12 protein-coding genes are annotated in these 11,666 nt (G+C 75.8%); 9 read left to right on the top strand and 3 right to left on the bottom strand.

Going from position 1 to position 11,666, the window contains the following annotated elements; all coding sequences use genetic code 11:
• Nucleotides 1–4: 4 nt before the first annotated feature.
• Complete coding sequence (locus ABT093_RS02615; protein WP_350559334.1) at nt 5–370, bottom strand: ArsR/SmtB family transcription factor; 366 nt, start codon at nt 368–370, stop codon at nt 5–7.
• A 117-nt stretch (nt 371–487) separates the two neighbouring features.
• The gene (locus ABT093_RS02610) at nt 488–835 is read right to left on the bottom strand and encodes a hypothetical protein (RefSeq protein WP_350559331.1); all 348 of its coding nucleotides are present in this window, start codon (nt 833–835) and stop codon (nt 488–490) included.
• Between the two features lie 449 nt (nt 836–1,284).
• Between ABT093_RS02610 and qcrB the strand changes: the two genes are divergently transcribed.
• Complete coding sequence (qcrB, locus tag ABT093_RS02605) at nt 1,285–2,862, top strand: cytochrome bc1 complex cytochrome b subunit (protein WP_350560048.1); 1,578 nt, start codon at nt 1,285–1,287, stop codon at nt 2,860–2,862.
• Nucleotides 2,863–2,941: 79 nt separating this feature from the next.
• Here qcrB and ABT093_RS02600 read toward each other — a convergent pair whose 3' ends face one another.
• Nucleotides 2,942–3,319 carry a hypothetical protein gene (locus tag ABT093_RS02600; protein ID WP_350559328.1) on the bottom strand — a complete coding sequence of 126 codons (378 nt, stop codon included), beginning with the start codon at nt 3,317–3,319 and terminating at the stop codon, nt 2,942–2,944.
• A gap of 354 nt (nt 3,320–3,673) precedes the next feature.
• Between ABT093_RS02600 and ABT093_RS02595 the strand changes: the two genes are divergently transcribed.
• The 8 genes from ABT093_RS02595 to ABT093_RS02560 all read left to right on the top strand — a co-directional run bounded on the left by ABT093_RS02595 (nt 3,674) and on the right by ABT093_RS02560 (nt 11,626).
• Nucleotides 3,674–4,117: a hypothetical protein gene (locus ABT093_RS02595; RefSeq protein WP_350559325.1), complete on the top strand. Its 444-nt coding sequence runs from the start codon at nt 3,674–3,676 to the stop codon at nt 4,115–4,117.
• Nucleotides 4,114–5,193, top strand: a complete 1,080-nt coding sequence (locus tag ABT093_RS02590; RefSeq protein WP_350559322.1) for a polyprenyl synthetase family protein — start codon at nt 4,114–4,116, stop codon at nt 5,191–5,193. The genes ABT093_RS02595 and ABT093_RS02590 overlap by 4 nt, the downstream gene beginning before the upstream one ends.
• 136 nt (nt 5,194–5,329) lie before the next feature.
• Nucleotides 5,330–6,001: a cupin domain-containing protein gene (locus ABT093_RS02585; protein WP_350559319.1), complete on the top strand. Its 672-nt coding sequence runs from the start codon at nt 5,330–5,332 to the stop codon at nt 5,999–6,001.
• Nucleotides 5,998–7,149, top strand: a complete 1,152-nt coding sequence (locus tag ABT093_RS02580) for a hypothetical protein (protein ID WP_350559316.1) — start codon at nt 5,998–6,000, stop codon at nt 7,147–7,149. Before ABT093_RS02585 ends, ABT093_RS02580 begins: the two co-directional genes overlap by 4 nt.
• Nucleotides 7,146–8,321, top strand: coding sequence for a hypothetical protein (locus ABT093_RS02575; RefSeq protein WP_350559313.1), 1,176 nt, complete (start codon nt 7,146–7,148; stop codon nt 8,319–8,321). The genes ABT093_RS02580 and ABT093_RS02575 overlap by 4 nt, the downstream gene beginning before the upstream one ends.
• Before the next feature lie 29 nt (nt 8,322–8,350).
• Nucleotides 8,351–9,193 (top strand): hypothetical protein, encoded by an 843-nt coding sequence (locus ABT093_RS02570; protein ID WP_350559310.1) that lies wholly within the window; start codon nt 8,351–8,353, stop codon nt 9,191–9,193.
• A gap of 63 nt (nt 9,194–9,256) precedes the next feature.
• The gene (locus ABT093_RS02565) at nt 9,257–9,820 is read left to right on the top strand and encodes a hypothetical protein (RefSeq protein ID WP_350559307.1); all 564 of its coding nucleotides are present in this window, start codon (nt 9,257–9,259) and stop codon (nt 9,818–9,820) included.
• Nucleotides 9,821–9,889: 69 nt separating this feature from the next.
• The gene (locus tag ABT093_RS02560) at nt 9,890–11,626 is read left to right on the top strand and encodes an asparagine synthetase B family protein (protein WP_350559304.1); all 1,737 of its coding nucleotides are present in this window, start codon (nt 9,890–9,892) and stop codon (nt 11,624–11,626) included.
• The last annotated feature ends 40 nt before the right edge of the window (nt 11,627–11,666 follow it).

Raw genomic sequence — 11,666 nt, 5'->3', positions numbered from 1 at the left:
CTCGTCAGCCCCCGGGCGGCGCGGGCGTCCCGTCACGGGTGCCGGTCCGGGCCAGGCGCCGGTCCCAGTCGGCCGCGAGGCCGGCCATCCAGCGCGCGGTGTCGTCCAGGGCCGCCGGGCGGACGGCGTAGCGCACCTCGCGGCCGGTCCGGTGGCCGGCGACCAGGCCGGCGGCGTCCAGCACCGCGAGGTGCTTGACCACGGCCTGCCGGGAGACCGGCAGCCGCCCGGCCAGGGTGGTCGCGGTGGCCTCGCCCCGGTCGGCGAGCAGGTCGAGCAGCCGGCGGCGGGTCGGGTCGGCGAGCGCGCCGAGCACACCGTCGACCGCCGTGCCGCCGGGGCCGGGGGGTGCCGTCGCGGTGTCGTTCACGGGCTGCTCCTCGGCCGTCCAGCAGTGGCAACCACATGGTTGCACTCAGCCGGGAGCAGGGGCAATCCGGCCCCCGGCCCGGGCGGTCGGCCCCACCACGCTCGGCCCCGCCTCCGCTCAGCCCCACCACTGCTCGGGGACGGCGGCGGGTTCGCGCCCGGGCTCCTCCGCCCCCTGCGGCACCCGCGGCGCGGGGCCAGCGGTGACGAGCAGTTCGTCCGGGCCCGGCTGCGCCACCCGGTAGCCGGACTCGCGCAGGACGGCGGCGACCGCGCCGGTGACCGCCGCCCGGATGCCCTCGGCGGGCGGCGGGTCGCCGGCCGCGCCCTCGGCGGGCGGCCAGCCGACCACCACCCCCTGCGGGCCCCGGTCGATCCGCAGGCCCGAGGGCCCGCGCCCGGTGTCGAAGCCGGCCCTGGCCAGGTCGGCTGTCACGTCCTCGAAGAGTTCCCGGTGTTCCACCATTGGCGCAGCGTAGGCCCGGCCCCGCACCCTCCTCGGGCGCGGCGCGCGCCGAAACGCTTCACCGCGCCGCCAACAGCACCCGAGCGCAGCATCGGGGCCGCGGCCGGACCCCGCGGCGGGGCGGCGGACCCCCGGACGGGCCGACACGAGCGGCCGGACGGGCCGATGGACGTGCACAGTCGGCGCGCTCCCGACAGCATGACAGAGTAAGCGCTCCATCACTTTGAGCAACGGGGCGGCGGGTCGCCGGATCCGCGCGCCGGCCTGCCCGGCACCCCCGTATCGAGAGGTCCGATGATCACATCACTCCAGCGGCCGGCCGTTTCGGGGCCGGGCGTCCAGGACGTACCGCGGCGGACGCCGGGGAGCCCGTCGTGAGAGCCGACCAGCAGCCGGGCCCGGGACCGGTCACCAGCACCCGCGCGGAGCCCGCCAACAAGGCCGAGGCGCTGGCCGACTGGACCGACGGACGGCTCGGCATCTACGCCCTGTCCAAGTCCAACCTGCGCAAGATCTTCCCGGACCACTGGTCCTTCATGCTGGGCGAGATCTGCCTCTACACCTTCATCATCATCATCCTGACCGGCGTCTGGCTGACCTTCTTCTTCATCCCGTCGATGGGCGAGGTGGTCTACGAGGGCAGCTACGTCCCGCTCAAGGGCATCCGGATGTCGGAGGCCTACGCCTCGACGCTGCACATCAGCTTCGAGATCCGCGGCGGCCTGCTGATCCGCCAGATCCACCACTGGGCCGCGATCGTCTTCGTGGCCGGCATGTTCGCGCACATGTTCCGGGTCTTCTTCACCGGCGCGTTCCGCAAGCCCCGCGAGCTCAACTGGCTGTTCGGCGCGGGCCTGCTGATCCTCGGCATGTTCGACGGCTTCATGGGCTACTCGCTGCCCGACGACCTGCTCTCCGGCACCGGCATCCGGTTCATGGAGGGCGCGGTCCTCGCCGTGCCGATCATCGGCTCGTACTTCGAGATGTTCGTCTTCGGTGGTCAGTTCCCGGGCTCGGTGATCATCCCGCGGCTCTTCACCGTGCACATCCTGCTGATCCCGGGCATCATGCTGGGCCTGCTGGTGGCCCACCTGATCCTGGTCTTCTACCACAAGCACACCCAGTTCGCCGGGCCCGGCCGCAGGAACGAGAACGTGGTCGGCATGCCGCTGATGCCGGTCTACATGGCCAAGGCGGGCGGCTTCTTCTTCCTGGTGTTCGGCGTGGTCGCGGCGATGGCCGCGATCGCCACCGTCAACCCGATCTGGGCGTACGGCCCGTACCGGCCCGACCAGGTGTCCACCGACGCCCAGCCGGACTGGTACATGGGCTTCTCGGAGGGCCTGATCCGGATCATGCCGGGCTGGGAGATCGGCCTGTGGGGCCACACGCTCGTGATGGGCGTGTTCGTGCCGCTGATGATCTTCCCGCTGGTACTGGTGGCGATCTGGTCCTATCCGTTCCTGGAGGCCTGGATCACCGGGGACAAGCGCGAGCACCACATCGCCGACCGGCCGCGCAACGCGCCGGTGCGCACCGCCTTCGGCGCCGCCTGGATCTGCCTCTACCTGATCCTGCTCGCCGCCGGCGGCAACGACCTGCTCGCCACCCACTTCCACCTGTCGATCAACGCGATCACCATCGCGGCGCGGATCGGCTTCTTCGTCGGCCCGGTGATCGTCTTCGTGATCACCAAGCGCTGGTGCCTGGGCCTGCAGCGGCGGGACAAGGAGAAGGTGCTGCACGGGCGCGAGACCGGCGTCATCAAGCGGCTGCAGCACGGCGAGTTCATCGAGGTGCACGCGCCGCTGCCGCAGGAGCGGCTCTACACCCTCACCTCGCACGACCAGCCGCAGCCGGTCGTCCTGCCGCCCGAGGTGGACGAGAACGGGGTGGCCCGCAAGGTGTCGCTGTGGAAGCGCACCCGGGCCAAGCTCTCCCGCGGCTTCTACGGCGAGGGCGCCCAGATCGCCAAGCCGACCGCCGAGGAGCACCGGGAGGTCAGCAGCGGCCACGGCCACCACTGAGACCCGCGCACCGCGCGAACGGGCCCGCCGCGCACCCGAGGGGTGTGCGGCGGGCCCGTTCGCGCGCGGTGGCGGGCCGTCAGCCGCGCAGCGCCACCGGGAGGGCGGCGAGCAGCGCCGCGGCGAAGGCCACGGACAGGCAGACGGCCGCCCAGCGGGCGCAGACCCGGCGGCACTCGGCGCGGTAGCGGGCGGCCAGCTCGCGGCAGCGGCCCACGGCCCGGTCGACGACCTCCTCGGCGTAGCGCAGCCGGTCGTGGGCGTACGCCTGCTCCAGCGCCTCGCGGTCGTCGGCCGGGAGCCAGGGGAAGCGGTCGGCGAAGGCCCGGGCGTCCCGGGCGGCCGCCGCGACCTCCGCCTCCCAGGCGAGGTAGCCCTCCAACCTCGCGATCTCCGCCCCGGTGTCCACCACCGGCCGGACGTTTTGCGCCTTCGGCGGACGCTGCCTGCCACCCATGACCGCTCCCTGTCCCGTGCTGTCCCGTGCGGGTTTCGCCCTCCACCCCCGGCGGATCGCTCCGCGAGCAGGCCACCACTATCAGTGACCGGACGGCGGCCGGCCCCCGACTCGCCGGACCGCCGCACCGCCGGCCCCGGGAGCCGCCCGGCCGGCAGGCGGCGCGCGGCGCCGTCGCGCGCCGGGGCCGTGACCGCGCACCACGGCACACGCGCGCGGCGGACGGCACTGCGCGCCGCCGTGGACACGCTCCGCACACACCCGTGTACCATCGGCGATCGAGGCGGCGCCCTGCCCGGCGCCGGACCGGCCCGCCCCCCGGCCCCGTCCGGGACGCGAACCAGGAGGTCAGCCATGCCCGACGCCGGTCGGTTCAGCGAGTGGGGCGAGCAGGGCTCGCGCGCGGTGATGGAGGCGGCGGCCGTCCTGGAGCGCGAGCTGGCCGCCGGACTCGCCGACGCCAAGGCGGCGACGGAGCGGCTGACCGGCGAGCACCGCGTCGACCAGGAGGAGTTCGACCAACTGGTGCGCCGGGTCTCGGACAACACCCACCAGCTCATCGACGCGGTCAGCGAGCGGGTGCTCGCGGGCACCGGCGGCGAGGTCTCCGAGCACGCCCGGCGGCTGACCGCCAACGCCCACGACGTCCTCGACCTGCTGCTGAGCCTCGGCTCGCTCGCCCCCGGCCTCGCCAACCGCGGCCTGCAGGACGCCTTCGGACCGCAGCGCGCCGCGCGGCCGGGCGACGGCGCGGACGGGACCCCCGGCGCCGGGCCGCACGAGCGGCCGCAGGGGTGACGGCCCCGGCCGCACCCCCCGCCCTCGGCGCGCCGCTGGTCGAACAGGTGCTGGCCCGCTACCGCGAGCGGACCGTGGCCGAACTCCTGCGCCACATCCCCGCGCAGAGCCCGCCCTACCTCTACGACCTGGCCGCCGACTATCCGACCCGCCCGTGCAAGGGCCTGCGCGCGGCGCTCTGCCTGGCCACCTGCGCGGCCTTCGGCGGGCACTGCGCACGGGCCCTCAACCCGGCCGTCACCGTGGAGCTGTTCCACAACGCCTTCCTCGTCCACGACGACATCCAGGACGGCAGCGAGCTGCGCCGCGGCGCCCCCACCCTCCCCGCCCGGTACGGCGTCGAGGTCGCGCTGAACGTCGGCAACGCGACCCACCTGCTCGCCCTGCGCCGGGTGATGGCCAACCGGAGCGGGCTCGGCGCGGAGCTGGCCTGGCGGCTGTTCGAGGAGACCGAGCTGATGTGCCGCCAGTCCCTGGAGGGCCAGGCGCTGGAGATCGGCTGGATCCGGGACAACGTCTGCGGGCTGAGCAGCACCGACTACTACCGGATGTGCCTGAAGAAGACCTCCTGGTACACCTTCCTCTACCCGTGCCGCTCCGGCCTGCTGGTCGCCGAGGGCGCGGCCACGGCGGCGACCCGGCTGGACCGGTTCGGCTGGTACCTGGGCGCCGCCTTCCAGATCCAGGACGACGTGCTCAACCTGACCGGGGCGGCCGAGGAGTACGGCAAGGAGATCGCCGGGGACCTCTGGGAGGGCAAGCGCACCCTGATGCTGATCCACCTGCTGGAGCGCGCCACCCCCGCCGAACGGGCCCGGGTGGTGCGCCACCTGAGCCTCACCCGGGCGCAGCGCGGCCCCGGGGCGGCGGCGGAGGTGGACTGGCTGCTCGACCGGATGGCGGCGTACGACTGCGTGGCGAGCGCCCGGGAGGCGGCGGCCGGCCTGGTGGAGGCCGCCGGGCGGGAGGTCGGAGCGGTGCTGGCCGGGGCGCCCGAGCCGTCGGACGAGGAGGCGGCGCAGGCCCTGGCCTTCCTCGCCGCGCTGCCCGACTTCGTGGTGGCCCGCGGCCGTTGAGCCCTGATCCCCTGGGCGTTGTCACCTCGGGTGCGTAAGATCCGCAACGCCGGTCCCGGAGAGCGGGAACCGGCCGCGCGGCGGTCCGCGTCACCGGGGATGACGTCGCACACGACGAGGTGGGGTGGGGTGGCCGATGTCCGTACGATCCGGTCTGCGGGAACTCGAACGGCTCGCCGGACGGCTGCCGGGGGGCGCCGAACTGTACCGGCTGCGCCCGGACGGCCGGGTGCTGCTCGCGGACCGCGACGGCGCCCGCGAGCTGGGGCCGACGTCCGCGCACGGTCCGGCCGGTGAGGAACTGCTCCGGTTCATCGACGAGGGCCAGTTCGCCCACTACCTGGTCGGCGACGCCAAGACCTCGCCGGAGCGGCCCTCGAACGCCACCTACAAGCTCGGCATCGTCGCGCCGCGCAGCGCCTTCACCCCGCACGCGCACGGCGGCGAGCACCTGGTGCTCAGCCTCGGGCACGCCGCCTGCGGCCTGTACGACGCCGAGCGGCGCCGGGTGGTGGAGGTGCCGCTGACACCCGGACTGCTGATCCGGATACCCGAGCTGATGCCGCACTCCTTCGCCAACCGGGGCCGCGAACCGCTCAACATCCTGGCCGCCAACACCGGGTACGGCATCGACCACGAGGACTACGCGATCACCGCGGCCGAGGCCGAGCGCCGCTCGGAGGACGAACTCGCCGAGGCGCTGCGGGCGGTGGAGCGCGGGCAGCGGATCGGGCGGGTCGGCCGGCGGGAGCGGCTGGCCGCCGGGCTGCGCCGGCTCGCGGCGGCGCTGGAGGACTCCGGCCGATGAAGTGCCCGCACTGCTCCGCCGAACTGCCGACCGCCCGCCATCGCGTGAACCGGTTGTGCTGGAGGTGCCGGCAGTCCTACGCACTGGAGCCGAAGAGGACCCGGGGCCTGACCGACGTGCGGCTGCGGCGCACCGCCGAACGGCTCGGCGACGAGGGCCGGGTCACCCTGACGGCCGAGCAGCTCCGCTGGGCGCTCCACCCCCGGGGGCGGCCCTCACCCGTGGCCCGCAGGAGCACCTCCTGGCGGCCGGTCCCGCCGCGGTTCACGGAGCCCGCCGAGATCGCCGCCACCGTCGGCGTCGGCCTGGCGCTGCTGACCGCCGCCTACCTCCTGCTGACCCTGCTGGAGGGGCTCGTCGGCCTGGCCGTCCCGGTGGGCTTCTTCGGCCTCCTCGCGCTCGGCTCGACGGCGTCCGATCTGGCGCGGCTGTCCCGGCGCCGCAAGGCGGTGGCCGCCTGGGAGAAGGCCGAACTGGCATGGCAGGCACAGCAGGAGCGGGACCGGCAGGAGGCGGCGCGGTGGACCGCGCCGCTCGACCACCGCCCCACCTGGAGCTCCGCGGAGTTCCGCACCTCGGTCCTGGCTCCCTGGGCCGAGGTCTACGGCGGCCTCCCGGAGGGGGTCGTCGAGGACTCCGCCGTCACGCCCGTCGTGCCGCCGGGCGCGGCGGCCCTCGCGGTGCTCTGCCCCGACCCGACGGTGACCGCCTTCCTGCACGCCAACTCCTTCCCCGAGCGGTACGGGGCGCTGCTCGTCGCCACGCCCGGGCAGCTCCCGGAGGACCTTCCGGTGGTGGTGCTGCACGACGCCTCGCCGCAGGGCTGTCTGCTGGTCGCCGAGGTCCGCGCCGCGCGGCCGGACGGCCCGGTGGTGGACGCCGGCCTGTCGGCGCGCGCCGTGCTCGCGGCGCAGGACCGGGCCGTCCAGCTGTACGCGCACCAGTTGCGCGAGCCGCTGGAGGCGCTGCTGCGGGGGCTGCCGCGGCTCACCGGGGCGGAGCGCGCCTGGTTCGAGGCGGGCCTGTGGAGCCCGCTCGCCGCCGTCCCGCCCAAACGGCTCCTGGCGACGGCCGAGCGGGCCGCCGAGCGGGCGCTGAACCGCCATGTCGGATTCCTCAGCTGGCCGGTGCCGGAGGTGCCGCGATGATCTGCCCGCACTGCTCGAAGGACCTGCTCCAGCGTCAGCGCCCCAAGCGCCGCTGCTCGTACTGCCGCGCGGAGTTCGCGCTGGACCCGAAGCTCGACGGCGTCGGCCTGCACGACGTGCGGATCCGCAAGGTGACGGAGAAGCTCTCCGACGGGGGCCGGCTGACCGTCACCAGCGGGCAGCTCAACTACGCCCTCCAGCACCGGGGCCGGCCGCCGCAGAAGTTCCGGGGCGACAAGGGCAACGCCGTCTCGATGATCGGCTTCGGCGCGATCGGGCTGCTGGTGGGCACGGCGGTGCTGGACGCACCCGGCTTCGCGCTGCTGCTGGTACTCGTCGCGCTCACGCTGATCGGCCTCGGCGTGCGCAGCTGGATCCTGTCCGGGACGCCCGCGCCGGACGCCTCGGTGGAGTCGCGCTGGACCCAGGAGGCGTTCCGGCACACCGTGCTGAACCGCTGGCGGGCGGTCTACGGCGCGCTGCCGGCCGCACTGGTGGAGGACACGCTGGTGCCACCCGGGCCGCCGCCCGCCGACCCGGCGTTCGCCCTGCTCTGCCCGGACCTCACCGTCCGGGTGTTCCTGCGCGCCAACGGCTACCCCGAGCGCCACCGCGCGCTGATCGTCGACAACCTGCGCGCCGTCCCGGTGGGCCTGGCGCTGGTGGTGCTGCACGACGCCTCGCCGCAGGGGCACTTGCTGGTCGCCGAGGCCCGGGCCGCGCGCCCCGGTGCGCGGGTGCTGGACGCCGGGCTGTCGGTGCGCACCGTGCTGGTCGACGAGCACAAGTACACGCTGCTGCGCGACCTGAACCGGCCGCAGGAGCTGTCCGCACGGCTGGAGCGCGAGGTTCCGGAGCTGACCGCCGGCCAGCGCGAGTGGTTCGCCGCGGGCTGGTGGACCCCGCTGGCCGCGCTGGCGCCCAAGCGGCTGATGGCCGTCGCCGACCGGGCCGCCGAGCGGATCACCGCGCCGCCGGCGCCCCGGGACCCCGCGGCCCTCCGGAGCGGGCCGGTGCGCTCCCCGGCCGCGGGCCGGCCGGAGAACCCGCTGGAGACCCGCCGCCGGGCGCTGGCCGTGGGCTTCATGACCTGGCCGGAGCCCGGGGCGGGCGACGTGCCCGAGGACGGGGGCCGACCGAACGGCCCGGATCCGCGCAGGGGCCCCGTGTGACGGCGGGGACGAGGAGAGGCAGGAACCCCATGACGCTGCGTCCGCTGCTGGACGGCGCGCTGACCGTCGCGGCCACCCGGGCCGGGGCGCCCGGCGGGCTGCGGTACACCGAGCGGCAGCTCTACTACGAGCTGTGCCGGGTGCTCCAGCCGCTGCACGCCGGACCGCGCCGGATCCCCTACACGCTGGCGCCGCCGGTCCGCTACGCCCGGTTCGCGGCCGCGCTCGCCGCGCGCCGCGAGGAGCTGCCCGGTCTGCTGCCGCCGCCAGCGCCCCGGCCGGAGGCGCCGCGGGGGGCCGCGAGCACCGAGCCGGACCTCTACGACTACGGGCTGCCCCGGCTGCTGGTCTGCCAGAGCCGGGAGATCACCGCGATGCTGCTCGCCAACGACCTGCACCTGGAAGCCGCCTGCCCGATCGTCGCGGCCGGTGAACTCCCGCTCGACGAAAGGATGGTGGCCGCGCTGGCCCGGGCCGGGGGCGCCGTCGTGCACGTGCTGCACGACGCCAGCCCGTCGGGGCTCGCCTGCTTCGAGGAGGTCAGGGCGGCCTACGGGCCGGCCGGGGGCGCGGACGTCCGGGTGCGCTCGATGGGCCTGGTGCCCCGGCACGCCACCACCCTGCACCTGACCTCCGGACGCGGCCCGCGCGGCTTCCGGGGACCGCTGCCCGCCGGGCTGCGCCCCGAGGAGCGGGCCTGGCTGGGCAGCGGCCGCACCATCGAGCTGGCCGCCGTGGCCCCGGCCCGGCTGCTGCACACCGTGATCCGCCAACTCCGCGGCGCGGGCGCGGCCGGCCCGCGCCGCACCCCGCTGCGCCGGCGCGTGCGCACCGCGCGCGGCAGCGGTTTCCTCAGCTGGCCCACCGGCTGAGCGCCCGCCCCCGCCGCCCGACTCCCGTCCCGTCCCGTCCCGATCCGTGAGGACCCCGCACCCATGAGCAACGCACGCCACCTCGGCTACCGCGACGAACTGCTGGCGGACGGCCAAGTGCACCGCCGGTACGAGGACGGCCGCAGCGAGTGGCGCCGGCGCGGCACCGACCGGCAGATCCACTGGCACGACAGCCTCGGCCGCACCGGCACCGACGAACCCCTCGGCCGTGACCTGGTGAAGCGGCGGTACGCGGACGGCACCACCGAGTACGGCCGCGACATCGGATACGGGCGCACCGTGTGGGGCGGCGGGCTGGTCACCCTCAACCGCAGCTCCTTCGGCGGGCGGCTCGGGGTCGTGGTCGGCGCCCTCGGCGTGGCCGGCGTCGCCGCGATCACGGCCGCGCAGCTGCCGCCGGACGCCCTGTCCGAGGACGAGGAGGAGGAACTGCGCGCGCAGGCCCGGCAGCAGGCCGCCGACTCCTCCGGCGGCGGGGGCGGCGGTGCCGGCGGGGAGGCGGCGGCGGGCCACGACAACCCCGCGGCCGACGACCCGGCCTCCGGCGACGACTTCGGCGACTGGAACGACTCCGACGACGGCTGGGACGGCGACGACTTCGGCTGAGCCGCCCCGGCTCCCGGACCCGGCCCGCCCCGGCGCGGGCCGCCCCTCGACGAAAGGCACCGCACCACCATGCCCCGCTGCTGCGCCTGCGCCGGCCCCGACGCCGACCGGGCCCGCGCCCACCTCGCCGCGCTCACCGGCGCCCCCGCGCCCGACGGCGCGCAGGCCGCCCTGCTCCCCGCCGAACCCGGCTTCGCCACCGGCCCGTTCACCGTCGACGGCACCACCGCCGTCGGCGAGGTCACCCTGCACAACCGGCCCGAGCTGCTCGCCGCCCTCGCCGCGGCCGGCTCCCCCGCGCCCGCCGGCTGCACCGACGGCGAGCTGCTGCTGCGCCTGTGGCTGCGGCTCGGCGCCGACGGCCCGCGGCAGGCCGACGGCATGTTCGCGCTCGCCGTGGTCGACGGCCCGGACCTCGTGCTGATCCGCGACCACACCGGCACCCGCACCCTGTTCTACGCCCGCGCCGACGGCTGCTGGGCCGCCGCCACCTCGCTGCGCGCCCTGCGCCACTGGCCCGCGCTCGGCACCGGCCTCAACCTGGCCGCCGTCCGCTCCTTCCTCACCTTCGCCTACCTGCCCGGCGAGGAGACCCTGCTGCGCGGCGTCCAGGAGGCGCTGCCCGGCCGGGTGCTGCGCCTGGCCGCCGACGGCACCGCCCGGCAGGAGCCGTTCTGGGAGCCCGCCGAACGCCTGCCCGAGGGCGAGGCACCGCCCGCCGAGGTGTACGCCCGGGAGCTGCGCGCCCTGCTGGAGGGGGCCACCGCCCGGCGGCTGCCCGCCGGGAGGCCGGTCGGGGTGCTGCTGTCCGGCGGCGTCGACAGCTCCCTGGTCACCGCGCTCGCCGCCGAGCTGCACGACCACCCGGTGCACACCTACTCGATCAGCTTCGGCGACCGGCTGCCCAACGAGCTGGGGTACTCCGGGCTGGTCGCCGACCACTGCGGCACCCGGCACCGGATCCTCACCGTCTCCGGCGAGGAGGTCGCCGCCCGGCTCGCCGACACCGTCGCCCTGCTGGACAGCCCGGTCGGCGACCCGCTGACCGTCCCCAACCTCATGCTCGCCGAGGCCGTCGCCGCCGACGGGATCACCGTCTCGCTCAACGGCGAGGGCGGCGACCCGGTCTACGGCGGGCCGAAGAACCTGCCGATGCTGGTCCACGAGATGCACCGGGACGACCCGGCCCCCGAGGCACGGGCCGAGGCCTACCTGCGGTCCTACCGCAAGTGCTACGAGGACCTGCCCCGGCTGCTCACCGCCGACACCCTGCGCGCCCTGGGCCAGGAGCCGCAGCCGCGCCGCTTCGTCGCCCCCTACCTGACCCCCGGGCCGATGCACGCGCTGCTCAACCAGCTGCTGCACTGCAACCTGCGGACCAAGGGCGCGCACCACATCCTCACCAAGGTCGAGCGGCTCACCGCCTCGCGCGGGGTGCAGGGCCGCTCGCCGCTGTTCGACCGGCAGGTCGTCGACCACGCCTTCGCCACCCCGCCGACCCTCAAGCTGCGCGGCACGGTGGAGAAGTGGGTGCTCAAGGAGGCCGTGCGGGACCTGCTGCCCGCCGCGGTGGTCGACCGGCCGAAGAGCGGCATGCGGGTGCCGGTCCAGCAGTGGCTGCACGGGCCGCTGCGCGAGCTCTCCGGCGACCTGCTGCTCGGGCGCACCGCCCGGCAGCGCGGGCTGGTCCGGCCGGACACCGTCCGCACCTGGATGCGCCGGGAGGGCACGCTGCTGCCGCGCCAGGGCGGCAAGCTCTGGCTGGTGCTCACCCTCGAACTCTGGCTGCGCGCCTACGACCTGTGACCCGCTCCCCCTCGTCCCCTGCTGTCCCGGCCCGGGAGGC

The sequence above is a fragment of the Kitasatospora sp. NPDC002551 genome, assembly GCF_040296005.1.
In the GTDB taxonomy this organism is placed as follows: Bacteria; Actinomycetota; Actinomycetes; order Streptomycetales; family Streptomycetaceae; genus Kitasatospora.
This window is presented reverse-complemented; position numbering and strand designations above follow the sequence as displayed.